Annotated in this window: 22 protein-coding genes, 2 tRNA genes and 1 pseudogene; 9 read left to right on the top strand and 16 right to left on the bottom strand. The window is 48.9% G+C overall.

The window, feature by feature from the left end:
* Window positions 1-3 precede the first annotated feature (3 nt).
* The 8 genes from I2D83_RS14540 to I2D83_RS14505 all read right to left on the bottom strand — a co-directional run bounded on the left by I2D83_RS14540 (window position 4) and on the right by I2D83_RS14505 (window position 6,867).
* Window positions 4-228 (bottom strand): EexN family lipoprotein, encoded by a 225-nt coding sequence (locus I2D83_RS14540; protein ID WP_039356896.1) that lies wholly within the window; start codon window positions 226-228, stop codon window positions 4-6.
* A gap of 11 nt (window positions 229-239) precedes the next feature.
* A complete protein-coding gene (locus I2D83_RS14535) occupies window positions 240-944 on the bottom strand; it encodes a TrbJ/VirB5 family protein (protein WP_164268132.1) in 705 nt (234 codons plus the stop codon).
* A 20-nt stretch (window positions 945-964) separates the two neighbouring features.
* The gene (locus I2D83_RS14530) at window positions 965-3,709 is read right to left on the bottom strand and encodes a VirB4 family type IV secretion/conjugal transfer ATPase (RefSeq protein WP_205946785.1); all 2,745 of its coding nucleotides are present in this window, start codon (window positions 3,707-3,709) and stop codon (window positions 965-967) included.
* A 10-nt stretch (window positions 3,710-3,719) separates the two neighbouring features.
* Window positions 3,720-4,013 carry a TrbC/VirB2 family protein gene (locus I2D83_RS14525; protein WP_200111846.1) on the bottom strand — a complete coding sequence of 98 codons (294 nt, stop codon included), beginning with the start codon at window positions 4,011-4,013 and terminating at the stop codon, window positions 3,720-3,722.
* Window positions 4,013-4,720: a lytic transglycosylase domain-containing protein gene (locus tag I2D83_RS14520; protein WP_205946784.1), complete on the bottom strand. Its 708-nt coding sequence runs from the start codon at window positions 4,718-4,720 to the stop codon at window positions 4,013-4,015. The genes I2D83_RS14525 and I2D83_RS14520 overlap by 1 nt, the downstream gene beginning before the upstream one ends.
* Window positions 4,721-4,809: 89 nt before the next feature.
* A complete protein-coding gene (locus I2D83_RS14515; RefSeq protein ID WP_205946783.1) occupies window positions 4,810-5,031 on the bottom strand; it encodes a hypothetical protein in 222 nt (73 codons plus the stop codon).
* Between the two features lie 165 nt (window positions 5,032-5,196).
* Window positions 5,197-5,595, bottom strand: a complete 399-nt coding sequence (locus tag I2D83_RS14510; protein WP_205946782.1) for a hypothetical protein — start codon at window positions 5,593-5,595, stop codon at window positions 5,197-5,199.
* A 465-nt stretch (window positions 5,596-6,060) separates the two neighbouring features.
* Window positions 6,061-6,867 carry an SDR family NAD(P)-dependent oxidoreductase gene (locus I2D83_RS14505; protein ID WP_205946781.1) on the bottom strand — a complete coding sequence of 269 codons (807 nt, stop codon included), beginning with the start codon at window positions 6,865-6,867 and terminating at the stop codon, window positions 6,061-6,063.
* Window positions 6,868-7,039: 172 nt separating this feature from the next.
* On the opposite strand from I2D83_RS14505, the gene I2D83_RS14500 reads away from it, so the two are divergent.
* Window positions 7,040-8,227: an MFS transporter gene (locus I2D83_RS14500; RefSeq protein WP_205946780.1), complete on the top strand. Its 1,188-nt coding sequence runs from the start codon at window positions 7,040-7,042 to the stop codon at window positions 8,225-8,227.
* Here the strand turns inward: I2D83_RS14500 and I2D83_RS14495 are convergent.
* The 4 genes from I2D83_RS14495 to I2D83_RS14480 all read right to left on the bottom strand — a co-directional run bounded on the left by I2D83_RS14495 (window position 8,204) and on the right by I2D83_RS14480 (window position 13,358).
* Complete coding sequence (locus I2D83_RS14495) at window positions 8,204-10,978, bottom strand: ATP-binding protein (protein ID WP_181829477.1); 2,775 nt, start codon at window positions 10,976-10,978, stop codon at window positions 8,204-8,206. The genes I2D83_RS14500 and I2D83_RS14495 overlap by 24 nt on opposite strands.
* A 307-nt stretch (window positions 10,979-11,285) precedes the next feature.
* Window positions 11,286-11,567, bottom strand: a complete 282-nt coding sequence (locus tag I2D83_RS14490) for a hypothetical protein (RefSeq protein WP_181829478.1) — start codon at window positions 11,565-11,567, stop codon at window positions 11,286-11,288.
* A gap of 49 nt (window positions 11,568-11,616) precedes the next feature.
* The gene (locus I2D83_RS14485) at window positions 11,617-12,474 is read right to left on the bottom strand and encodes a DMT family transporter (protein ID WP_200111927.1); all 858 of its coding nucleotides are present in this window, start codon (window positions 12,472-12,474) and stop codon (window positions 11,617-11,619) included.
* Window positions 12,474-13,358, bottom strand: coding sequence for a MurR/RpiR family transcriptional regulator (locus I2D83_RS14480; protein WP_200111852.1), 885 nt, complete (start codon window positions 13,356-13,358; stop codon window positions 12,474-12,476). The genes I2D83_RS14485 and I2D83_RS14480 overlap by 1 nt, the downstream gene beginning before the upstream one ends.
* Before the next feature lie 76 nt (window positions 13,359-13,434).
* On the opposite strand from I2D83_RS14480, the gene I2D83_RS14475 reads away from it, so the two are divergent.
* A complete protein-coding gene (locus I2D83_RS14475; protein WP_200111853.1) occupies window positions 13,435-14,331 on the top strand; it encodes an oxidoreductase in 897 nt (298 codons plus the stop codon).
* Between the two features lie 11 nt (window positions 14,332-14,342).
* Window positions 14,343-14,591, top strand: coding sequence for a hypothetical protein (locus I2D83_RS14470; protein ID WP_241007227.1), 249 nt, complete (start codon window positions 14,343-14,345; stop codon window positions 14,589-14,591).
* A 149-nt stretch (window positions 14,592-14,740) separates the two neighbouring features.
* On the opposite strand, the gene I2D83_RS14465 is transcribed toward I2D83_RS14470, so the two are convergent.
* Both I2D83_RS14465 and I2D83_RS14460 read right to left on the bottom strand, forming a co-directional pair.
* Entirely contained in the window at window positions 14,741-16,009 is a 1,269-nt protein-coding gene (locus I2D83_RS14465) for a tyrosine-type recombinase/integrase (protein WP_205946779.1), read from the bottom strand.
* Between the two features lie 161 nt (window positions 16,010-16,170).
* Window positions 16,171-16,246, bottom strand: a tRNA-Asn gene (locus I2D83_RS14460).
* 379 nt (window positions 16,247-16,625) lie between these two features.
* Here I2D83_RS14460 and I2D83_RS14455 point away from each other — a divergent pair.
* Together I2D83_RS14455 and iraP are read left to right on the top strand one after the other, a co-directional pair.
* Window positions 16,626-16,895 (top strand): annotated as a pseudogene (locus I2D83_RS14455) (LysR family transcriptional regulator); the annotation flags it as partial.
* Window positions 16,896-17,291: 396 nt separating this feature from the next.
* On the top strand, window positions 17,292-17,558 hold the full coding sequence (gene iraP / locus I2D83_RS14450; RefSeq protein ID WP_015840872.1) for an anti-adapter protein IraP: 267 nt from the start codon (window positions 17,292-17,294) through the stop codon (window positions 17,556-17,558).
* A 171-nt stretch (window positions 17,559-17,729) separates the two neighbouring features.
* On the opposite strand, the gene cycA is transcribed toward iraP, so the two are convergent.
* Window positions 17,730-19,142, bottom strand: coding sequence for a D-serine/D-alanine/glycine transporter (cycA, locus tag I2D83_RS14445; protein ID WP_181828957.1), 1,413 nt, complete (start codon window positions 19,140-19,142; stop codon window positions 17,730-17,732).
* Window positions 19,143-19,478: 336 nt separating this feature from the next.
* Between cycA and I2D83_RS14440 the strand changes: the two genes are divergently transcribed.
* A tRNA-Lys gene (locus I2D83_RS14440) sits at window positions 19,479-19,554 on the top strand.
* Window positions 19,555-20,044: 490 nt separating this feature from the next.
* Complete coding sequence (locus tag I2D83_RS14435; protein WP_015840870.1) at window positions 20,045-20,332, top strand: hypothetical protein; 288 nt, start codon at window positions 20,045-20,047, stop codon at window positions 20,330-20,332.
* A gap of 92 nt (window positions 20,333-20,424) precedes the next feature.
* Here I2D83_RS14435 and I2D83_RS14430 read toward each other — a convergent pair whose 3' ends face one another.
* Complete coding sequence (locus I2D83_RS14430; RefSeq protein WP_015840869.1) at window positions 20,425-20,649, bottom strand: DUF2594 family protein; 225 nt, start codon at window positions 20,647-20,649, stop codon at window positions 20,425-20,427.
* A gap of 643 nt (window positions 20,650-21,292) precedes the next feature.
* On the opposite strand from I2D83_RS14430, the gene uvrY reads away from it, so the two are divergent.
* On the top strand, window positions 21,293-21,949 hold the full coding sequence (gene uvrY / locus I2D83_RS14425; protein WP_010279369.1) for a UvrY/SirA/GacA family response regulator transcription factor: 657 nt from the start codon (window positions 21,293-21,295) through the stop codon (window positions 21,947-21,949).
* Entirely contained in the window at window positions 21,942-23,774 is a 1,833-nt protein-coding gene (gene uvrC, locus I2D83_RS14420; RefSeq protein WP_194430427.1) for an excinuclease ABC subunit UvrC, read from the top strand. Before uvrY ends, uvrC begins: the two co-directional genes overlap by 8 nt.
* Window positions 23,775-23,819 lie beyond the last annotated feature (45 nt).

Below are 23,819 nucleotides of genomic sequence, written 5' to 3'. Positions count from 1 at the left end.
TCACTATGAGTTCAGGTCGGGAGTGGGAGCATTTAACTGCTGAATTTGATAATGGGCTTCATTGGCGTTTTTACAGTTATCTGAGGCATCGCCGGTTTTTTGGCATTTTTCATACACCGCTTTTAGTTCATCGGGATGATCTTTGTACCACTGAGTAGTTTTGGCTTCTTCTTTGCAGCCACTGATGATAAATAATAAAGACAGGAAAGAGAGGGTTAATAAACGCATGTGAGACTCCTTTAGCCGTTTAAATCAGGGGTTGGCGCAGTTAACTGTTGCTGATTCCACTGTTTAATACGCACATCCTCCAGTACTTTTTCGCGCTTTTCTGCTGCCTTTACGCTCATTTCCCATTGGTCAGTGAGCGTGTTCAGCATCACTGATTTTAGCTGAATACTGTTGGCAAGGTCCTGAGACTCCTTTGAGTCTTTGGATAGTGCGATACGGTTCGAGAGGCCGTTAATCTCGCCCAGTGTCTGGCTGACCTGTTCCTGGATCTCGTCAGTCTGCTCAAGCTGGATCGCCTTATTGATGACCAGCTGTTTGCAGGTATCTGCATAGCGTCCTGACTGTTCGGGATTGCAGGTATCGAAAACCCGGTACTTCGCGTACAGCGTATCGAACTGTCCTGAGGTGCCGCCGGAAAGTAGCAGATCATTGAGTGTCTGGCCTGGCTTGCGCAGTTTTTCCAGATCCGATTTCAGACTCTTCGCCTGATCCACAAAATCTGCAATATCCCGGACGCCGGTGGCCGTCGCTAACTGATTTTTATACGCCAGGATCTGGCTCTGATAATGTTGCGCGGTCTGCATCCAGCGCTGCGCTTCTTTCAGCCATTCGAGCTCACGCAGCGGGTCAGCATCAACAAGGACAGGAATACCAGCGTGCGCCAGCGGGCTGGCAATGACGCACGCGAAAATCAGGGCATGAAAACGCCTTTTCATCATGGATCTCCTTTGGGTTATCAGAGTGCCTGAGCCAGGTAGGATTCCAGCCATTCATGGGGCTGCATCCCTTCGCGGTACAGGGAATCAAAGATTTCGAGGTTGTCGGCGCTGCCGCTCATCACTCGGGTGTATCTGCCGATACCGGAGAGGTCGAGCGTCACGCGGGCAGCAAAACGTTTTGTGTCGCCACGCCTGAACTGATTTTTGACGACCACATACTGGCGGGCCTGCGGATCCAGATTTTTCACCACATCGAACACTTCCGGTTCAAACTTCATCCCGTCAACATAGTGGGCCCGGTCGGCACTGGGGTTGGCTGCTAGGATCTGCGTGCCGCACTGCTCAATGATGGCGGGCGCAATCTCATCCCTGATGATCTCCGCCGGAGACTGGGTGCCCACAACCAGCATCCCGTTGAGTTTACGAATGGTTTTCAGTCGATTATAGGCGAAATCCTTAAAGATCGGATCCCGGAGCCATTTCCAGAACTCATCCATGAAGATAACCAGTCGCCGTCCGTCGAGCAGCGTGGTGATGCGGTACAGCAGGTAAAAGGAGATCGGCGCACAGACATTGGCCTCATCCAGAAACTCTGTGCCGTCAATGCCAAAGTTATCGCAGTGGATGATATCGAAGGTATCCGATGCGTTATCAAACACCCAGCCAAACTCGCCACCCTGCGCCCACTGCGACAGGCGAATACTCAGGCCGTTCTCTTGTGCCTCCCGGGTGGCAGGCTCCGGCAAATTCTCCAGTAAACGGGTGATCCCATGGATGCGATATTGTGGTTCATTACTCATCACCGCCAGTACGGCGTCATTCAGGCGGCGTTCATCACGGGGCGTGATGGTCGCACCGTTACGTGTACACAGCAGTTTCATCAACTGACTGATGAAACTGATATTGCGTTTCGTGGGCAACAGCGAAAACGGGTTCCAACCCGTGGGGTCGCCATGCGTGATGCGATAGTAACGACCTCCCAGCGCCCGGATATTCATTTCCGCGCCCCGATCTTTGTCCAGATAAACGGTGGTCAGTCGTTTGGTTTTCGCATCCGGAGAAAAACTGTCCGGACGGCCGTATTTCTGCTGCATGTTTTCAAGGAACGTCATCAGCATGGTTTTACCCGAACCGTTGGTGCCGAGAATGCAGGTACTGGCCGGGTTCTTCTCGTTGAACTCGTCCTTGTCCGCCAGCGTGTTATGCAGGTTCAGATAGTAGCCATCCCCTGACGGGGTGCGCAGCAAGGCCATCGCATCCCCCCAGGGCGCGTTATCGCGCTTTCCGGGATAGAAATTGTGCAGTGCGGCCAGCTCAACAAAGTTCTGACTGCTCAGCTCTCCCTTACGGGGGCGCAGGTGATAATTGCCGGGCAGTTGTGCCATATACGCGGCTGAAAGAGAAAGCGCGGCGGGAACCGGTGTAATGCCGAGGTTGTTCAGGGCATTGCTGATTTCACTGGTATCAGCCACCAGGCTGTCCAGCGAGCGGGAAAACACCATGATGGAGAAATGGTGTTTTCCATAGGCGATTTTCCCCGATGTCAGCAGGTCAAGCGCCACATCCAGATCCAGTCGCTGTGACACCGCATCATCATCCGAACTCATTAACAGACGTCGGGTACGTTTGATGGCCTTGCGGGCTTCTTCACGTGACATGCAGGTGTACGACTGGGTGATTATATAATCGCAGGGGGCGTACAGCAGCGAGTCCATCATCCCTGTCGCGGTCTCCTCCGGGAACTCCTTCACCTCCAGCCCCCGGAAATATTGCGTACCGCTGGCGTGGTTTATCTGCCCGGACTCGCCAGAAAAGAACAGCGCCGCCGACCCCATCATCGAATACGCCGGAGCGCGGGTGACGCGCACCCTGCGCCACTGGTGCGTCAACAGGTACTCATAAAAGGATAACTGGGAGGAGAATACTGCGTGATCTTCGGTAAACGTGCCAAGAGGACGTGCGGCGTAGCGTGACAGTGCGGTATCGAGCGAGCCTTTGATTTCCAGCATTTCCTGCAGTGCAGCGTCAAGCTCTTTCAGTTTCTTGCCGTCATTCATGCGTCTGCGCCCGGCTTTTTCCAGGCTGACAAACGGACGGTAACAGACGGTCAGGAACAGGCGGTTACGGCGAAATGGGTCCGCCGCCAGCGAGGCATAATACAGACGGCTGATTTCATCGGCGTAAGGGTTGCCGGAGGGTTTGTGCAGAGAATCGGTAAATGGCTCCCGCACGTTATGGATATAAAAGGTGACCGGCATCCCCTCGAATGAGCGGATGAGTCCGTGCAACTGGTTGCGGTCAATACTGAGGGTTTCTTCTGATTCGCAGTCAAACGGGGTCCCCGTCAGTTCCCAGGTGCAGTAGAGGTCACTATTGGGAGAGCGGACAACATTCTGATGAATATGCGATGAATACGGAATGTACTTCCTGAGCGTGGCACATTGATTCAGTTTCATGGCGTTGAGAAACTCCTTGATATCAACAGCATCATGCTCAACGGGCATAAATACTGTTGCGCCAAACAGCCGGTTTGCTGCCGGTTTTCCTCTTGCCCTGAGCCAGACGGCAATCAGACTGAACCGCATGGGTTCATTCCGGGTGACAGACTTCATTACCAGAAATTCAACCGGGAGCAGGGCAAGGAAAGCGACGGAAGTCCAGACTGCGACGATGATGGTGATACCGGTGACACCCAGCAGGGGCACCATCGGCACCCCCCACAGCGCCGCCGGGCGTTTCATTGCTTTGAGCAGCTTTGCCATAGATGACCCCTCAGCTCATCAGCAGCGCGCCAATCTCACTGCCCCCACCAATCAGGATCCCGCCAATAATGATGTAGGCGCACTGGGACAGGCTTTCGCCTTTCCAGAGGGTCTTGTAACCCACCCAGATCACGGCCACTGTGATGGTGATGGCCGCCAGACCATGAAGACCGGTGGAGACCTTTTCCATCACGGTATTTGCGCGAGTGAAACCATCGGCAAAGGCCGGGGTTGTAGAAAAAACCATGAGCACACCTACGTAAACAGCACTGACAGCGGTCTTTAGCTTGCGAAAAAGTGTCATTATTCTTCCCCACGGGGTGACTGATTGAGGCTGCGACGTACTGACGGCGCGGAGGTCTGTGCGATGGCGATTTTCCCCCGACGGAGTTTTGCGGGGACGCCCCGGACAACGGTCCCCGGCCAGAGCACACGGGGAGGGGATGGCTTATCAGCAGGAATGGCTTCGAGGGGAGTCAGAGTTGTGGATTTATCCTCGCGGGTGCCCGGTACGGCATAACGGGGAGATGCCGAAACATAACCCATCCGCTGCACATAGCTGGTCCCTGAAAAAGCCGCTTCAGGTTGTAGTCCTGTACGGAAATTGCCGGAGTAATAGCAGCTCAACGCTCTTTTCAGGGTGCCGCCACGTTGGTAGCAGTCGCTGAGAATGCGTTCAAAAACCAACAAATTGGTGCAGGGATCAAGCAGATCAGAGGCCGTCACGCCGTAATGATGGAAATTGGTGCTGGTGATTTGCATCAGTCCCACAGAGTAACGGCGTCCCTGTGCCATAAGGCGGCGAATAATATGCTCAGCTTTGTCCCGGCTGGCGGGCTGATGGGAGATAACATTGTTATCTCCGAGGGCGCGAGTGGCCTTCGGGATAATTTCGGCGATGGCATAAGGGTTAAAACCGGATTCCACCCGTGCCACGTCGAGTGCAGTGGACGGATGAATGCTGGCGGCACACTGCATGGCCGCCGCCAGAAAGGCAGTGGTGGAAAGCATGATGGCCTCGGAATTGAAGGCAACGTGCACAGTCAGTTGACCCGGCACGCTGCGGAGTAAGGAGTAATAAAGAAGGGTTAAAGCGCCGTTTAGCCGGGCTCCGCACTCTGTGGAAGATTGCTATCCTCCCGTGGCTCAAGCAGGACCAGTTTGCCGGAAACCGCAATACCGGGTGTCAGGACAATATTCAGGCCGGGCTTGCCGTTATGGGCAAATGCCACGCCAACCCTGGTCCAGTAGGTGTTTTTTTCGCCCTGCATATCAGGCGTGCTTTCCTGGGTGACAAATACGTGGTAGATGGGTTTTCTCATGAATTATCCTCTCATCAGAACTACAACGAATGAAATAAACGGGTCACATCCCGATTCTGCATTCCGGTTTTAACGGGTCAGCGAGAACATTCAGCGGCACCCTGAATTGTGGTTTTGTGACAGCCCGTTCCGTATTATTAAAGAGCAATACCCGGCCCGGACGAATTAACGTCCATCAGGGCAACCATTCTGTAATGGCGTGTTCAGCATGAGGGATCTGGATCGAGTCATGAACGATAAACTCAAAACAAAAATTTTAGGGAGTTGCATAATTTTTTGTGTTATTCTTTCTTGCCATGTCATTCTGTCGAATAGTTGAAATACTTCTCCTTGTAAGCTAACTGTTATGCCATGATTAAAATCAATAGCTCCTGTTACAGGCAATGGTATTTTAAGAGATTGGGCAAGTAATTTTTGTACTAGAACATATTCATATCCAATCAATAGAGTGTCAATGACTCTCTCTGTGGGAATGATATATTTGCCAGTAGTGCTAATAATAAAATTATGCCCCTTAATAAAAGTTTTCTTGTCAAGAAGGCACAAACGATTTATTGATGACATCTCAGATGATCTAAGCCTTAATTTGTAGCCCGATCTTTGTACTTTACGTAATGTAATTGGCGATTGAAAGTAAATAGAGAGATGAATGCTGCCATGTAATGCATATCTGTAAATGTCACTTTTTTTTAATTTTCAGTCCTTTTTTATTTATCACGTCGACTGCTTCACGGACAGTCAGCCAGTCAGGCGAACTATAGTTTGTATTTGATAGGGTTTGTTTTTTTGACATAGTGGTTTCCTTCTATATCTATTGTTTTTTAAAAAATACCATGGATTTTCCAGTGAAATTAATTTCATGGCGCGGTATCTATTGCGTTATGAAGTTTGGGTTATATTGGCTCGGGGGCTTCTTAGCGTTTCAGACCCCCATGTCCGGCCTCATATTTCGCAGTGGTTGAAAAGAAGAACAAATACCAAGTTAAACTAATTCAATCCTCCAAAATTATTTGAGTTGAATGGAAGAAATTACATAAATCTGTCTGCTCCGCCTGATGCTTCGATTGTCTGTCCAGTAACAAACTGATTCCTTCCAGAAAGCAGGAACGCAGTAATCGCAGCAATATCTTCAGGAAGTCCAAAGCGGCCCACAGGCGTTTTCTCTTTACCCAGTAATGCAATTACCTCTTCGTCTGTTCTGTCATTCAGTTCAGGACGACGATTGCGGACATTCGGTAGCATATTCTGCGCCCAGTTATCCGTCGCGACAGCACCCACTCCGATCGCATTGACCAGAATGCCATCCTGAGCCACGCTAAGTGCTAAACTACGGGTCAGGTTGTTGATAGCGGCGCTCAGTGCGTGTGAGATGGTAAGTTGCGGGTTAGGATAGATACCGCCAATGGATGAGATATTAACAATACGCCCCCAGTTTCGTTTCTGCATCCCGGGGATGACGGCCTTACAAAAACGTCTCATGGCGGAGAGTTTGGTCTCAGTCATTAGCTGCCAGTCTTCTTCCGAAGTGGTTAACAGCGTTCCCGTATGTGCTCTTCCGGCATTATTTACCAGTAAATCAATACGCTGAAAAACCTTTTCCACTTGTTCAACCACCAGGGAAGGGAGTTTGGGATCAGTCACATCCCCGGCAACAGGCAGCACCGAAACACCGTATTTGTCTGATATTTTTTTCGCAGCCAGAATCAGCTCAGGTTCTCGTCTGGCCACCATGACTAAATGCACACCATTCACGGCCAGTTCTTCACAAATGCTGAAACCAATTCCGGTTCGGGCTCCGGTTACCAGAGCCACTTTTCCAGTCAGTTTTAAATCCATTTGCTGCTCCTCAAGTTAAGCACAGTTAATAACATGAGCAGTATTAGTAACAAATCTCTTTTTCAGGAGCTTGTGCATCAGAATTCAGACGTCTGAAAAAAGCGGTCAAAGAGTTGGGATTTCCGTCTGCTTATACTCCAGACGATATTGAGTTTAGAGCCAGGAGTGGTCAATGCGAACGGACAATCATGAGCTTTCTTCTGCCAGGATTCTTATGCTGGCGATTATTTGCTGTATTGTTGTAGCTAATATTTATTTTAATCAATCTGTCCTGAATTTAATTGCCGGATCCTTTCCCAATGAATGGGGGGCTGTTTCTTTGATCCCCATGGGCACCCAGTTAGGCTATGCGGTGGGCTTATTCTTTCTGATCCCACTGGGCGATTATATTGAACGTCAGCGGCTTATCCTGCGTCAAGCGCAGGTGCTTTTCCTGGCACTGATCGGCATGATGTTATCGCCAACGGCGACAGTGTTGGTGTTCTTCTCCTTCCTTACCGGGATGGCTGCAACAGTAGCCCAACAGATAGTGCCGCTTGCCGCCTCGCTCTCCAGATCTTCTGCACGAGGTAAAACCGTGGGTACGGTGATGAGCGGTGTCCTGGCAGGTATCCTTGCTGGCCGGGCTATCGGAGGCCTTATTGGTCAGTATTTCGGCTGGCGCGGTGTCTTTTTGTCCGGAGCGATCATGACATTGCTGGCTATATTTTTCATCTTGCGCATTTTGCCTGCTCAGTCGTTGCCAACGCCAAAGTTTAACTATCTGGCGGTATTACGTTCATTAGGACAGCTGTGGAAAAGCGAGCCGCAGGTGCGTGGTGCAACTCTTACACAAGCAATGCTGTTTGCCTCCTTCAGCGTGCTGTGGACAGTGCTCCCTTTCTGGTTAGCTCATCGCTACGATTACGGTGCAGGGGTAACCGGAACCCTGGCTGCTTTGGGGTTAATCGGTATTCTGTGCGCGCCTCTGGCGGGAAGTTTCAGCGATCGTCAGGGACCATTCCGAATGGTTGTTTTTGGTGTGATACTCATGCTGCTGGCTTGGGCTGTTTTTTGGAGATGGAACAGTATGGCGGGTATGGTGGTGGGCATTCTACTACTGGATGCGGGTGAACAATGTGTACTAATAGCTAATCAGCACACGATTTACTCTTTGCGTCCGGATGCCAGAAACCGCCTTAATACACTATTTATGTGCGTTATGTTTATTGGCGGAGCATGTGGCTCACTGACTGCCACCTGGATATGGGAGACAACTCATAACTGGGCGCTGATTTCTACAGCGGGGGCAGGGCTCGTGATCCTGGGGATGTTAATAACCGTGAGATGTAAATATTCAGGTCTCCATTCGGGCGCATAGTGCCATAGCATTTCTTACATCCGTCGCCCTATCTGAGACATCAACATCATGTAAAGCGTCCTGTATCAATTGTTTAGCAGCCCATTTTTCCCCGGCTTCAGCCTGCAATGTCGCCAATGAATAAGCAATACGGAGGGCCCAGCCATGAGCCTGTTGCTGGTGCGCTTTGTCTAGGGCCTGCTCCAACAGCAGGCGTTGCTCCTGAGGAGGTAATTGAGTGGCAGAAAGACGCATCAGCTCAGGCGTGCACCAGTTTTCATGATCCTGGCGGGCGGTTCTCAGCGATAACCCGGTATCAATTTCTGACAACAAGGGGGAATATTGCCAATCTAATCCCATCGCCCGCAACGAGCTAAACAGTGTGGTCTGACTAACATCGGTATGACTGAACTGTTTGGCCCAAACAAGAAACAGCTCGCCGTATGTCTTCCAGAAATACAAATCATGCCTTTCTGCCAGATGAATAAGCCAGTTTGCGGCCCTTATAACCCAACGTGGATTACGATCCAGTGCCGCTGTCATACAAGCGCCTTCAGCCAGTGCACAGCAAAGAGAACAGACATGCTGCAAACGAGCGGCTTTTTTAACACCGCGCCATGCCATCTGTTTCGCGGCCTTATACTCACCCTGTAACCATAGTAAACGAGACAGAAAGGCCTGACCGGCGGTCTCTTGATCAAGACCAAAACGGAAAGAGTGACTTAATTCGCCATGTTCATACCAGTCAAGAGATTGCTGGAGATAATCACGCCCGACATAATGACGTCCCAAAAAATGCAGGGATACACCGAGAATACGCAGCCCGGTTGCCATCGCCTCCTCGTCACTAATGGACCGTGCTAGCTCGCACATAGATTGCGCATGCTCAAGCGCTTTATCCAGCTCGCCAGTACGGAGATAATACAACCATAATCCGTAATGAGCCTGTAAACGTATCTCTTTGTCGTCGAGCTTTTCTGCAAGTGCCAGCGCGGTTTTCCAGGCTGAATGTGTTTCAGGCGTAGGGCCTTTTGCCCAGGTTGACGCCTTACCTGCTACAGCGCTGAGATTCATTCTCTGGTGTAGCGTTAATACTACCCGAGAAGTATTTTCATAAAGCAGAGGATAGATATAGCGCTGACATTCATCGTAGAGTGAATATTCGATCCAAAAAGGGGTCATCTCTTGTAAGATCTCAAGCCCCTTAGAGGGATCTGCCCCCTCAGTCAACGTTTGCTGTAATACACTCCGCAAATCATTAAGCATATGGCTATAACGTTCACGCCACTGTCCCGTTGGCAGCATAAACCAATCACCTCGGGCCTCTTCTACCAGATCTTTATAATAACCGGCAAAACGGGCCTCAAGACCAGTATATTCACCCTGTTGCCTGAGTTTATCGCATGCGAACTGGCGCATGGTTTCCAGCAGGCGGAAACGGGTCTCTGGTACCTGAGTACTGACCTGAATCAGGGATAAAGACAGCAATCTTTGCAGATCGTCAACAACCTGCCAGCGATGCTTGTCTTTAATAAGCAGAAAGTCGCTTACTGATTTCACACTGAACATATCGGTATAGATCCCCAGAGAGCAAAATAATCTTTGTTCACGTGTGTTGAGTAACTGATAAGTCCACTCCAGCGTGGTCAGTATTTTCTGATGTCTGGGCACCAGAGAGCTGTGCGTATTGCTCAATAGCTGGAAACGGTCTTCCAGTCGGCTATAGATCTCTTTGACACTCATGACTGGCAGACGGGAGGCCGCAAGTTCAATCGCCAACGGCAGACCGTCAAGATGACGGCATAACTCGCCAATCAACGACAGTTCGCTGGCTGATGGATGGAAATTATGTCGGTTGGCCTGCCCGCGTTCGATAAAGAGGCGGACACTGTCAAAAGTCAGTAACTCGTGGGTATCAGCCTCTTCGCTCTCAGGAACTTGTAATGGCGGTAGTAGATATTGTTGCTCGCCGGCAACCTGTAACGCTACCTGGCTGGTCAACAACAGTTTTATATGGGGAGCCAGGTGCAGGAGAAACGTAATAACTGGTTCCAGTTCACTAATTACATGTTCACAGTTATCAATCAGCAGTAAACATCGACGCCGTGCAAGCTGTTGCCGTAAATCGGCATCATTATGAATGGCAGCTAATGGAAGATGGAGCGCTTGTGAAATAACAGATAGCAAGCTGGATGCTTCGGTGATATGCGCCAGTTCAGCCACACATATTCCATCAGGAAAATGCGAGTGTGTAAGGCTGACGACTTCCCATGCCAAACGAGTCTTACCCACGCCCCCTGAGCCTGTAATCGTCACCAGACGGTATTGATCCAATAAGGCGCATAATTCCTGCACAGCTTTATCACGCCCCAGAATCGACGCTAGAAAAGGGGTAACAGCGGGTTCAGGTATTTCTGATTTAGAGAGCGGTTCAGTTGGCAGTTTATTGATATTAAAGCGATAACCACAACCAAATTCAGTAATCAGTAGATGGCGGTCATGACCCAGTATGCGGCGTATAGCTGAAATTTGTGCCTGAAGATTATTTTCTTCGACGATTTCATTTCCCCACACTTGAGTAAGTAAAGATTCTTTACTTACCGCTTTACCTCCAGCACTCACCAGAACAACCAGAACGTCAAAAGCTCTGGCAGAAATTCTTACTGGCTTACCCCGATGTAACAGAATCCTTAGCTGTGGCCAGATTTGCCAGTCAGCAAAGTGAATCTCATCAATTGATATCATGGTGTTGAGATCTTCTGTTTTGAGCATCACGAACTCTCGGTATGGAGTAAGCCATTTCTAACGAAAGTGGTCATCAGAATCAGGCTACATGTTGAATGTGCTGCATCGGCGTATAACTATTCAATACCACTTTTACCGTTAATGATTATAAAGCCAATAGTGCTATGTGGCATAGCTTTGCGATCAAGCTGGTTATTGCCATCAGGCCTGGCTGGAAAAGCACCTGCATGGATAATCATTCGACCAGGGATTAACCTTCCAATAGCAGCGTGTGTCCACAGAACATTTAAATAATGGTGGTACGGGATGCCAATGCCAGGACTGATGGCCGTTTTTACAGTCTTATCTCATTGGCGCTAACAGCCACAAACAGCGGAAGCGGACTCGATACCATTACCATAATCGGGGCATATTGACGAATGATCCGTGCTGACAATGAGGCGAAGACTGGCGCATGCATCATTATTGCAAGCACTGTGGGGGATTCCGATGCCGCCATCGCGATATCTGGTTCCATATCCGTCGCTTGCAACACATCTTCCTGGCAACATTTTCGATGGCTTTGCGTGTTTCCTGCGAAGGTATATTTCCCTGCGCTGTTGCCTTTAAGGAACATAGCAACCCTGAGCCTTTGTCACTCATAGTATTGGCATCCAACGGAGCGATCAAAGGCTAATCATTGCTATGCCGGACAGCACCACTAATGCACCGGCAATCCGGCGTGCCAGATGATTTTCACGAAACAGCCAGTACGAAAGAAGAGAGCCGATAATAATGGATGTTTCCCTGAGAGGAGCGACGAGTGCCAGTGGCATGCTCTGCATGGCTGTCAGTACAAGGATGTAGGCAAGTGGAGAGCATACAGCAATGATAAGGATTGGGATGATATCCACACGTAAAGTAGTTGAAATTCGATATCGTCGTCGCATCGCCCCAGGGGTAAGAATAAGACTCTGTAGCAGGAGTGTGCTGGCGTAATAGCTCACTGGATCCAGGCGCAGAGAGATTATCGAATAACCGTCCCAGAGGGTATAGCCAGCGATGGTGGTCCCCGTTGCTGCCCCCCATAGCATTCCCTGTAGAGGTCGGCTTCCGCTCCTGAACGGATTACCAGTAACGACAAAAATACCTGCGATAATGAGAAGCGCGCCAAGTAAAGCGTTTGCTGAAAGCCGTTCACCCATGAGCTGGGTTGCAAACAGTATTGTCAGAACCGGCCCGCTCCCCCGGGCAATCGGATAAACAATACCAAGTTCGGCTCGCTCGTAGCCAGCCTGCAAGATTAGAGAATAAGCGATATGAAGTACAGACGAAATAACTGCCGCGACAGCGAGTCGCCAGTCGAACGCCTGTTGTCCATCAACTATCAGAATGAGGCTGATAGGAACCCATAGCAATGCTGAGGCACAGCTGTAGGTCCAGACGAACACAAGTGTGTCTTCCTTCTTATATTTTGAGGCTATATTCCAAACTGCATGAGCTACCGCAGCAGTAAGAATCATCGCAACCGCGCTTAACTGCATCAAGTTATATCCGGTAAATCAATGCCCGCCCGTTCAGCCCGGCGATTTTGTTCTTTATCTCGCAGAGTGAGGGCTGCGACCAGCGTATCAATAACGACGAGCTGAGCAAGCCTACTCCCCGCAGCGGCCATCTGTGCCGGTAGTGGCACTCCGCCAACAACGAGTGAAACATTGGCGAGTGTCGCCAGTGGAGTATCGTACTGGTTAGTTATTGCGATAAGCGATGCTCCAGCCGAGGATGCAGCATCAGCGACGGCGAGTGTGGATGATGTGCGACCAGTTGAACTGACGACGATGATTACGTCTCCTGGACTGAGGAGGCGGGCAGCAATCATGGCTGATAAATAATCCTGGATACTGATGGTTATCACACCCGCCGTCCGCAACCGAAAGACCGCATCAGCGGCAACCGTTGCAGAGGGGCCAGCACCAAATGCAAATACCTGGCGTGCACCCTGGATTAAATCGACCGCCTCATCAAGGGCGGAGATTTCGATAGCACCGCTGAGCGCAGTCAGCGCGTCTACACCAGCACGAATTGATGTTTCCAGCACCGATGCCAGCGTCGCATCCGCTGTGAGGACTTCAGGCGGGGCAAAGAACCGGGCAGTACCACGAGCCCGGGCAATCTCTATCTTAAGTTCAGTGAACCCGGTGAACCCGATTGCTCGTGCAGCGCGTATTACTGTCGGCGGTGATACACCAGCACGGGTGGCAACCTGTGCTGTCGTGCTGGTACCGACAAACAAAGGATCGACAAGCAGGAGATCGACAACTTTAGCCTCACTTGCAGCAAGTCCGCCGCTTCGGGCGTGAATGCTGCCAAGCCATTGCTGTAACCGCTGCTCGCCTTCTGAAATTCCGTTACCAATTTCTTTATTCATGTGTAATATATTACATACCCTTTGTGAAGGGCACAACCACCACGTAAGTAGATTTTGTTGCAAGGAGTCCGCATTCATGAACGCTGAAATCAATACGATTGTCGCTGTTGTGGGTCCAGGTGCCATCGGCACCACAGTCGCGGCGGCGTTACACGAAGTCGGCCGCACACCGCTGCTGTGTGGACGTACACCCCGCGATCACCTGACCCTGCAAGACGGCGACCACTATGTCACCGTGCCCGGTCCGGTACAGACGAATCCGGCGCAAATCACTCGCACGGCTGATCTTGTCTTTCTGGCAGTCAAGTCCACACAAATCGACGCGGCAGCAGAATGGCTCAAGGTGTTGACCGGCCCGGAGACGGTTGTATGCGTGCTCCAGAACGGGGTTGAACAGTTGGATAGGCTCGCGACGTACTCTCTGCCCGGACAGATCGTTCCTGCTGTCGTGTGGTTTCCCGCACAGGCGCAGTCAGATGGCTCAGTACGCTTGCGCGGCGAGGTACGCCTCAGCCTGCCAGACACGCCAGCTTCCTGCTCAGTGGCCAAAGCGCTACAAGGCACGCGGTGCTCCGTAGACCTGGCAGCGAATTTCAGCTCACTGGCCTGGCGCAAACTATTGCAGAACGCAGTGGCTGGACTCATGGCGCTCACGCACCGCCGCTCGGGCATGTTCGGGCGTGCTGATATCGCCAGGCTTACTCTGGCTTATTTACAGGAGTGCCTGTCCGTGGCACGAGCAGAAGGCGCAGAACTCGGTGACGAAGTGCCGCAGGAGATCCTCGATAAGTTCCGGGCGGCTCCCGCAGACATGAGCACTTCCATCCTCACGGATCGAGAAGCTGCCCGACCGCTCGAATGGGATATTCGCAACGGCGTAATTGCGCGTCTCGGCCAGGTTCACGGCATTCCGACGCCTGTCAGCGACATCTTGGTGCCTCTTCTTGCGGCTGCGAGCGACGGCCCCGGTTGACCCTGGAGCCGATGATCGCGCTATTACTTCTCTTCTTCCTCGCCTTCGGTGCTGGCGTGCTCAGCGGCGTTGTCGGTACTGGCTCGTCGCTAATCATGCTGCCCGTCCTCACACGTGGACTTGCCATTGGCATCGCATTGCTCGTCGGTTCGATGATTGCGAAACGTCTCGTCCAGAAACTCCAGACGCACACGTTCGAGCTTCTCATTGATGCAGTTCTCGTCGCCCGGGCAGCAGGGATGATCCTCGCTCTCAAATGAAATGGCACGCTTGGACTGACGACGTAAGTGTGTTGTTATCGTGTAACAGCTTTCTACAGGCAGCGATGGGTCGAGATGAAGGGGCTAACAAGCTATTAGAAATGAATAAAGCCGTACCAGTGTATGCTGATACAGCTTTTTGTTATGGATCATGCCGCTTCGTTCTTTTTGCCCCGCCTTGTACTAAAAGGTGGTACGTATGCGAGCCGACATGTGTCCAGATAATCCGACCACCATTGCATCATTTCCTTGCGGGCTTCCAGATGCTCAGCCTTATGAATGTAGGCTGCTCGAACGCTATTGCGTTCCTGATGACTCATTTGACGTTCAACCGCATCCTGCGACCATAGGCCAGACTCCATTAGCGCACTACAGGCCATAGCTCTGAATCCGTGGCCGCAGATTTCATCTTTTGTGTCATAACCCATCAAGCGCAGCGCCTTGTTGACCGTGTTTTCGCACATTGGTTTATACGGATTATGGTCACCGGGGAATATCAGCTCCTGATGCCCGCATATTTCCCGTATCTGTTTCAGAATAGCGATGGACTGATGGGAGAGGGGAACGATATGCGGCGTGCGCATTTTCGCCCCACGCCCAGAGTAGCGGACACCGGGGATGGCTTCGCGGGTGGCTGGAATGGTCCAGATTTTGTTTCTGAAATCGATCTCAGACCAACGGGCAAAGCGCAATTCGCTGGAACGGATGAACAGGTGCAGGGTGAGTGAGACTGCCAAACGGGTTAATTCTCTCCCTTGCTTGTAGTCCTCAATGCTAGTCAACAGCTCTGGCAGTCGTTCCAATGGAAGGGCAGGGTAGTGGCGTTTAACGGGAGGGGCGATTATCCCGTCCAGATTGGCCGCCGGGTTGTGCTCTATCAACTCCTGATGCACGGCATGACGCATGATGTTGCACATATGCTGTCGGGTTCGTGCCGCCACTTCCAGCAAACCTTTTTTCTCAATCCCTTTCAGCAGGTCGATGAAGTGGCGAGTTTTCAGTTCTGTGACTGGCAAGTGTCCAATTATCGGGAAGATATGGTTGTTCATGCTAGCAAGCAGACGGGTGGCATGGTTCTCTGACCATGAGCGGTTGCTTTTATGCCACTCCAATGCCACATGCTTGAAGGTTTTTTCTGGTGAGGAAGTGGTTCTTTCAGCAGAGCGCTGCTGTGCGGGGTTGATATTCTGCGCCAGCAATTTGCGGATACCATCACGCTGCTGACGAGCGTCGGCCAGAGATACATCAGGGTAGGCACCTAAGCTGAGGCGTGATTCTTTTCTATTGATGCGATATTTGAGATACCAGAGACGTGAACCGCCTGGATTAACTAAAAGGTACAGACCGTGAGAATCGGAAATTTTGAAGGGTTTTGCTGATGGTTTTAAGTTGCGGATTTTTGAGTCGTTAAGAGACATTTGGGGGTCACTCCGTCATCGAACCAACTTGACCCCAAATCTGACCACCAAATTCTCCCGATGCGGAGGGAAAACTGAAAATGCATCGGGAAGACTTTTCACGCTAACTCATTGAATCCGAATCACATAAGGATTCGCAAAGCGGCATGAAAACAAGAATTTGGCTCCTCTGACTGGACTCGAACCAGTGACATACGGATTAACAGTCCGCCGTTCTACCGACTGAACTACAGAGGAATCGGTTAAGTGCGATGGATAATAGCGGTAGCATTTCGGGTTGTCAAAGGCTGTTATCGTTCGGTGCGTTTGATTGCCGAACTAATAACCAACATATTGAAATTATTGCTCAAGTTGAGCACGGGAAAGCAGTGAAACGTGCCGGTTAGCGGGCAGGGCTGCACTCTAAAATAGCAGGGTTTGCTTTAGGATGGTGCAGATGGGGAGTGGTTCTGTGACAGGTTCTGCATGTTAAATCAGAGGGGTTGGTTAGCAGAATCATTGCTTTTCCTTATTTTACCTGTGGCTTATCAATGAGGTATCACTTTTTCTTAGGCATAGGAACATAATATGGCGCGCTTTTTGCTACCTCTTTAGGGTAACTACTCAGGAGGCAGACATGAATCTTAGACGGCTCAAATATTTTGTGAAAATCGTTGATATCGGTAGCCTGACGCAGGCTGCTGAGTTGTTGCATATTGCACAACCGGCGCTGAGCCAGCAGGTCGCGACGCTGGAGAGTGAACTCGAAAAACAGCTGCTGGTGCGGAGTCGGCGTGGTGTAACGCCTACCGAGGCGGGGAAAATTCTTTATTCTCATGCACAGACGATATTGTCACAGTGTGAACAGGCAAAGGATGCGGTGAGTGGCGCACGACAATCAATGAGTGCGTAAGCGTTAACGATTAGAGCCAGCCATTTCCCGATGGCTGGCTACTTAATCTGATTCTCTTTTCTGGCCTTCTGCCAGAAGTCGATGTCTTTCTGTTTTTTTTCGTGAACTTCATCACAATTCACAGTTTTATCGATCTTCTTCAGAAAAGCGACTTTTGCTCTTAAAAATAAAATGGGTTTTTAGTTTTTTTATTTATTTGGTTTATTTATCTTCAACTTCATTTTATTGCCGCAGTGTGAATATGATTTCCGTAAAATGATAATAGACACTAGCGATCAGGCCATTCACAGTGTTACATTAATCTTCGTTATGTTTTCTCTAATCCTGTACGTCATGACAGGTCTTGCCTTATGGGTGTATGACGGTTATTTTTTTGATTAAGGAGTTCAAATGAATAATATCCTCTCTCATCTTTTAATAAAGTTGGCAGAAAAAGAAGTTGGAGAAAAAGCGCTTAACGCGAAGATTGAATCGTTAGAGATGCTGATTTCTGCCATTGTTTCAACATTTGATGACAGTAAAATCAATGAGTTAAATAGAAAGATAGAAGGTGCTGTTGCTGATGCTTCTCAGCGAAAGGATGACCATAATTCCTTAGCTTTCGAACTATTGGCAAAAAATATCAATCGAATCACAACCGTTTCATTACGGGAATAACTTTCTTATATATCAATGGTAACGACATTAATTGATCGCATATTAATTTTGCATATCCAATTGAGAATTGTTTATATCCAATAATAGAGAATACTTGTGCTATGTGTGATTTTGCTGAAAAAAACTGAAGGCGCCGACGTTGTCCGCGCCTTTCTTGCATTTATATGCTTTTTACTTCACATCAATAGTCTGCTTTTTCCGACGAATAAACTGATAAGCAATAGCCAGAACAATAAACCACAGCGGCGTGACAATCAGCGCCTGCCGTGTGTCTGGTTGTAATGTTAACAGTACAATAACAAAAGCGAAAAAGGCCAGACATACCCAGCACATGAAAATACCCAATGGCATTTTATAGGATGACTCGGTATGTAGCTGAGGGCGCTTTTTACGATAGGTCAGGTAAGAGCACAGGATGATGCTCCAGATGAACATGAATAAAATAGCCGAGACGGTGGTCACTAACGTAAAGACGGTCATCACGTTCGGAATCAGGTAGATCAATACTACGCCGGAAAGCAAACAAATACAGGAAAACATCAGTCCAGTCGAAGGAACGGCGCGCTTAGAAAGCATGCCGAAGCTTTTCGGGGCATCGCCTTGTTTAGCCAGACCAAAGAGCATACGGCTGGTGGAGAAGACGCCGCTATTTGCTGAGGATGCCGCAGACGTCAGGACGACGAAGTTGATCATACTGGCAGCCGCAGGTAAGCCGACAAGTACGAACATTTCCACAAAAGGACTCCGATCCGCAGTGATCGCACCCCAAGGCGTGACGGACATAATCATGATTAGCGCAAAAACATAAAACATGATGATGCGAATCGGGATGGCGTTAATCGCGCGAGGCAGTACGACTTTCGGGTTTTTCGTTTCAGCAGCAGTTGTACCCACCAGTTCGATGCCGACAAAGGCGAATACGGCGATCTGGAACCCGGCGAAGAACCCACTGATTCCTTTAGGGAACATGCCGCCATCATTCCAGAGGTTGGTAAAAGAGGCGACATTGCCTGATGGGGAAGAGAATTGCATCATCACCAACACGGCGCCGACTGCGATTAACGCAACGATAGCGACAATTTTTATCATGGCGAACCAGAATTCCATTTCGCCAAACAGCTTCACGGTTGCCAGATTTAGCGTAAGTAGAAGCAGAACGCAAAGCAGAGAAGAGACCCACTGCGATAAATCAGGGAACCAGAACTGAGAGTAGGCGCTGATGGCTACGACATCGGCTATCCCGGTGACAACCCAGCAGAACCAGTAAGTCCAGCCGGTAAAGAAGCCTGCCCATGGCCCAAGCAGGTCGGCCGCGAAGTCACTAAATGATTTATAGTTGAGATTGGAAAGTAATAGCTCTCCCATTGCGCGCATGACGAAAAACAGCATAAAGCCAATGATCATATAAACGAAGATGATCGAAGGGCCAGCCATGCTGATTGTTTTGCCCGAGCCCATGAATAGCCCAGTACCGATCGCTCCGCCGATGGCGATGAGCTGAATATGACGATTAGTCAGATTCCGTTGCAGTCCTTCGCCTTGTTCAGGGGCGAGATCTGCGGTTTCTTTTGATTGTTCTACCATTTAAGTACACGTTCCTGTTTCTGTCTGTGATGTTTTTTTGAGCTCTTTGGCGGCTCTCGTTTGCGAAAATCGAAACAAATAAGATAGCTCAACCGCGGTACTTATTACAGCGGATGTCTGAAATAGCCAGGCATAAAGAGGGCAGATAATGATGCAAAGTGATGTTGTATATTTTTCGCCCTAAAATGAAGAGGATATAAAACGATGAGAGGCATAGATAAATAGGTCGAGCAGGTTAACAAATTTACCAATCGCTAACAATGCTATTATCGTGTATAAAAAATTAATATGAAGTGTTTGACAGACGAGTCTGGGAGGAGAATAATCTCCCCCGTTGGGTCGTTAGCTCAGTTGGTAGAGCAGTTGACTCTTAATCAATTGGTCGCAGGTTCGAACCCTGCACGACCCACCAACAATATCAATGAGTTAAGACTGCTCTCTCAATTTGTTATTATTTTTTTCTTTTGTGTTAACATATTTTTAATTATATCCTTTATTAAATTTATTCGTATTTTCTGCGTTGAATAACACCTCCGATTTTTTATTTAATTTCACCTCTTCTACTCTATTTTATCCTTAATAAATGGGGTTTTCTCTGGCGTGCTTTTATTCATATGGCGCGTTAACATCGGTAAAAATATAACGCGGTTGATGATCTTGCTGAAAGGTTATCGCCCGGTCTGATGAGGATGTGACTCAGACTCCCTGAAGAGTCGCGATAAAGTGCTATGCTTAACAGATGGAATAGTCAACAGCGCGTAATGGTGTTAGCCAGTGCGTATGTAGCTTGGTATGACGAAATTTCACAGGGCTGTGTTCACATCCACTGGGGCGGCGTTTAGAGGTAGCTGGAATTTCCTGGTTAGCCATAAGCAAATTTCTGCTTGATTTCGGAGGTTCATATGGGATTCGAAAAATTACTGGCTGTCATAGAAAAAAGTCACCAGGATCCAAAATCAGTTATCTCATTGTCTGAATTGAGCCAGGCAATCCACGAGATAATTTGTACCGAAAGTTCGAAAGAGTACAAAATAAATGAATGCTTCACTGAGCTGAGAGAACTGGTTGATGAAAGAAAAGCGCTCTCGAGGAAACAGCTCCTGGATAAAGCGTTGGTGACGGAATTAACGCAATATAAAAAGAAAGAAGAGGCGCTACTTTTGAAACTCATCAGTATCGGGAATAAATAGACGAGAGTCTCTATTTTCTAATCAGGGAAGCAAGGCTAAATATCACTACACCGCCGTTGCAAATTATTAAGATGGCGGTGTAGCAAATAGTGCTATTTACGGTAACTGGTTTTGATTTGTTTAATCGTGTTATCAAAAACAGCGGCTTGCTCAGCATCTTCCAATTGAGCAATATATCTTTCCATATTGATGATCACTTTACCAGCATCCGCCTGGCCAATTGCTTTTAATAACAGCGTCACCATCGCCTTCAGGCAGGTGACCTCGTGGGCCAGTGTTTCAGCGGATGCGGCAGTAGAAAAATCTACGTTGCTCATGTTTTCTCCTCAACAAGAAAAAGATGTTTTCCTTCGCCTGCTGCGGGCGTTACCGCTGATGCGACAGGCAGGTCCAGATGGACGGGAGTATAACATAAAGCATATTGTGGGTTGATATTATTCGCGGATAACATCATTTTAGTGACTGTTTTTTATGCATTTAACTTATTAAAAGAGCGACTATATTCTGGGCGTTTTTTCGTGGAAAAGGCTATAGATGTGTTTCGTTTAATACATATGATGTTCACTATGGACGTTCTTCACTGAATATATTATTTGTATAATAAAGCGGTAAGCGATGGTAAAATTTCTAATGATATTCCGCTTACAATAGTGACTTTTTATTGACATTTAAGATGTAAAGCCAATTGCATGCCATTTGATTTGCATTGTTTTTTATACATTTTGTGCCATCGAACTGTTTATACTGTGTGGCGTATTTGAAATGTTAAGAATGTGATCAACATACACCCTCAGGTCGACGATATATTGTTATGATCGAGAATGCGCTTTATTCCTTCTCGGCATATTTTAAAATACATATTCATATAAATCAGTGTTCATTATTTTTTGAAACCAACGTAGTATCACCTGCAAGCAACTTTTTATGTAAGTGTTACTCCCTTTTTTGGAGAATTATTCTTTGATTAGCGTTTTTCTTGTTGATGACCATGAACTGGTGCGGGCAGGGATACGACGCATTCTTGACGATATCAAAGGTCTGAAAGTGGTTGGTGAGGCATGCTGTGGTGAAGATGCCGTGAAATGGTGCCGAAGCAATGATGTGGATGTTGTCCTGATGGACATGAGCATGCCGGGCATCGGCGGGCTTGAAGCAACGCGTAAGATCCTGCGTTTTACTCCAGATATAAAAGTCATCATGCTCACTATTTATACGGAGAATCCTCTGCCCGCAAAAGTGATGCAAGCCGGAGCTGCAGGATATGTGAGTAAAGCTGCAGCCCCTCAGGAAGTGATCTCAGCCATTCGAGCAGTGCATGCCGGTAAGCGGTATATTGCTTCTGATATTGCCCAACAGATGGCATTAAGCCAGTTGGAGCCGCAGACGGACGCGCCGCTGGAGTGTTTGTCTGAACGCGAATTACAGATTATGCTAATGATAACGAAAGGGCAGAAAGTGACTGAAATCTCAGATCAGCTTAATCTCAGCCCTAAAACAGTGAACAGCTATCGTTACCGTATGTTTAGCAAGCTGAATATCAACGGTGACGTAGAGTTGACTCATCTGGCTATCAAGCATGGGCTTTTTACCGCGGAGACATTGTTAAGTAGTGAGTGAGAGTTTCGATGCTTCGGCATTTTTAAAAACGGTAACGAGCCAGCCTGGTGTCTACCGTATGTATGATGCGGGCGATACGGTCATCTATGTCGGTAAGGCAAAAGACTTAAAAAAACGGCTTGCCAGCTATTTCCGCAGTCATGTCGCTAGCCGCAAAACCGAGGCGTTGGTCAAAAGCATCAAGCATATTGATGTCACGATCACGCATACAGAAACTGAAGCCTTACTACTGGAACACAACTACATTAAGCTTTATCAGCCGCGCTATAACGTTTTGCTGCGCGACGATAAATCCTACCCCATGATTTTCCTGAGCGGTGATGCTCACCCACGTCTGGCTGTTCACCGTGGCGCCAAGCATGCGAAGGGCGAATACTTCGGCCCGTTTCCCAATGGCAATGCCGTGCGTGAAACGCTGATATTGCTGCAAAAACTGTTCCCAGTGCGCCAGTGTGAAAATAGCGTCTATCGCAACCGCTCCCGTCCTTGCCTGCAATATCAAATTGGTCGTTGCCTCGGGCCTTGCGTTAGCGGTTTGGTTAGCGAAGAGGATTATCAACAGCAGGTTGATTATGTTCGCCTGTTTTTGTCTGGCAAAGATCAGCAGGTACTGAATCAACTTATTTCCCGGATGGAAGCGGCCAGTCGCGATCTGAATTTTGAAGACGCAGCCCGGATACGCGATCAGATCCAGGCCGTTCGGCGGGTGACGGAAAAACAATTTGTTTCTGGCGACGGTGAAGATCTGGATGTGATCAGTGTGGCTTTTGATGCGGGTATGGCTTGCGTCTATGTCCTGTTTATCCGACAGGGAAAAGTGCTTGGTAGCCGCAGCTATTTCCCCAAAGTGCCTGGCGGTACGGAATTAGGTGAAGTGGTGCAAACGTTTGTTGGGCAGTTCTATTTACAAGGAAGCCTAAGCCGAACGCTTCCTGCAGAAATCCTGCTTGACTTCACCTTGCCCGATAAAGACGTGCTGACGGAGTCCCTGACGGAGGTTGCGGGGAGAAAAGTGCAGATTCAGACGAAGCCCCGTGGCGATCGCGCTCGCTATTTAAAACTGGCGCGGACGAATGCTGCGACTGCGCTGGTCACAAAACTGTCTCAACAATCTACAATTCATCAGCGTTTGGTTGCATTGGCAAGCGTTTTGCAACTGCCAGAAATTCATCGAATGGAGTGTTTTGACATCAGTCATACGATGGGTGAGCAGACTGTGGCATCCTGCGTGGTATTTGATGCCAATGGCCCGTTACGTTCGGAATATCGCCGCTATAATATCAGTGGCATTACGCCCGGTGATGATTATGCTGCCATGGCACAGGTCCTCCGACGCCGGTACGGTAAAGCGCTGGATGAGAGTAAAATACCTGATGTTATTGTGATTGATGGCGGGAAAGGGCAGCTCGGTCAGGCTCAGGCCGTGTTTGACTCGCTACAAGTATCGTGGGATAAAAATAAGCCTCTGTTGCTTGGTGTTGCGAAGGGGAGCGATCGTAAAGCTGGGTTGGAAACGCTGTTTTTTGAAGCAACAGGCGAGGGCGTGGCTCTGCCACCCGATTCTCCTGCGTTGCATGTTATCCAGCATATTCGCGATGATTCTCATGACCATGCGATTGGCGGGCATCGTAAAAAGAGAGCAAAAGTAAAGAATACCAGTACGCTGGAGCTTATCGAAGGTGTCGGCCCTAAACGTCGTCAAACCCTGCTGAAATACATGGGAGGGCTACAGCCGTTGATGAATGCCAGTATTGAGGAGATTGCAAATGTTCCGGGAATTTCGCATGCATTGGCAGAAAAGATCTTCCATGCATTGAAACACTAGGGACAATGTAGCAACATACTCTTAGTATCCACTCCAGCCAGATAG

The organism is Pectobacterium aroidearum (assembly GCF_015689195.1).
GTDB lineage: Bacteria > Pseudomonadota > Gammaproteobacteria > Enterobacterales > Enterobacteriaceae > Pectobacterium > Pectobacterium aroidearum.
The sequence above is the reverse complement of the archived record's forward strand: the minus strand, read 5'-3'. Positions and strand labels throughout refer to the sequence as shown.

What these genes read in the sequence shown, in the direction of transcription:
- I2D83_RS14470 (WP_241007227.1), top strand. Translation starts at nt 14,343, where the DNA reads ATGATCGCGCTATTACTTCTCTTCTTCCTCGCCTTCGGTGCTGGCGTG.
- I2D83_RS14500 (WP_205946780.1), top strand. Translation starts at nt 7,040, where the DNA reads ATGCGAACGGACAATCATGAGCTTTCTTCTGCCAGGATTCTTATGCTG.
- I2D83_RS14510 (WP_205946782.1), bottom strand. Translation starts at nt 5,595, where the DNA reads ATGTCATCAATAAATCGTTTGTGCCTTCTTGACAAGAAAACTTTTATT.
- I2D83_RS14530 (WP_205946785.1), bottom strand. Translation starts at nt 3,709, where the DNA reads ATGGCAAAGCTGCTCAAAGCAATGAAACGCCCGGCGGCGCTGTGGGGG.
- I2D83_RS14485 (WP_200111927.1), bottom strand. Translation starts at nt 12,474, where the DNA reads ATGCAGTTAAGCGCGGTTGCGATGATTCTTACTGCTGCGGTAGCTCAT.
- I2D83_RS14520 (WP_205946784.1), bottom strand. Translation starts at nt 4,720, where the DNA reads ATGCTTTCCACCACTGCCTTTCTGGCGGCGGCCATGCAGTGTGCCGCC.
- iraP (WP_015840872.1), top strand. Translation starts at nt 17,292, where the DNA reads ATGAATAATATCCTCTCTCATCTTTTAATAAAGTTGGCAGAAAAAGAA.
- I2D83_RS14430 (WP_015840869.1), bottom strand. Translation starts at nt 20,649, where the DNA reads ATGAGCAACGTAGATTTTTCTACTGCCGCATCCGCTGAAACACTGGCC.
- I2D83_RS14540 (WP_039356896.1), bottom strand. Translation starts at nt 228, where the DNA reads ATGCGTTTATTAACCCTCTCTTTCCTGTCTTTATTATTTATCATCAGT.
- I2D83_RS14525 (WP_200111846.1), bottom strand. Translation starts at nt 4,013, where the DNA reads ATGACACTTTTTCGCAAGCTAAAGACCGCTGTCAGTGCTGTTTACGTA.
- I2D83_RS14490 (WP_181829478.1), bottom strand. Translation starts at nt 11,567, where the DNA reads ATGTTCCTTAAAGGCAACAGCGCAGGGAAATATACCTTCGCAGGAAAC.
- I2D83_RS14505 (WP_205946781.1), bottom strand. Translation starts at nt 6,867, where the DNA reads ATGGATTTAAAACTGACTGGAAAAGTGGCTCTGGTAACCGGAGCCCGA.
- I2D83_RS14480 (WP_200111852.1), bottom strand. Translation starts at nt 13,358, where the DNA reads ATGAATAAAGAAATTGGTAACGGAATTTCAGAAGGCGAGCAGCGGTTA.
- I2D83_RS14465 (WP_205946779.1), bottom strand. Translation starts at nt 16,009, where the DNA reads ATGTCTCTTAACGACTCAAAAATCCGCAACTTAAAACCATCAGCAAAA.
- I2D83_RS14535 (WP_164268132.1), bottom strand. Translation starts at nt 944, where the DNA reads ATGAAAAGGCGTTTTCATGCCCTGATTTTCGCGTGCGTCATTGCCAGC.
- I2D83_RS14435 (WP_015840870.1), top strand. Translation starts at nt 20,045, where the DNA reads ATGGGATTCGAAAAATTACTGGCTGTCATAGAAAAAAGTCACCAGGAT.
- cycA (WP_181828957.1), bottom strand. Translation starts at nt 19,142, where the DNA reads ATGGTAGAACAATCAAAAGAAACCGCAGATCTCGCCCCTGAACAAGGC.
- I2D83_RS14495 (WP_181829477.1), bottom strand. Translation starts at nt 10,978, where the DNA reads ATGCTCAAAACAGAAGATCTCAACACCATGATATCAATTGATGAGATT.
- I2D83_RS14515 (WP_205946783.1), bottom strand. Translation starts at nt 5,031, where the DNA reads ATGAGAAAACCCATCTACCACGTATTTGTCACCCAGGAAAGCACGCCT.
- I2D83_RS14475 (WP_200111853.1), top strand. Translation starts at nt 13,435, where the DNA reads ATGAACGCTGAAATCAATACGATTGTCGCTGTTGTGGGTCCAGGTGCC.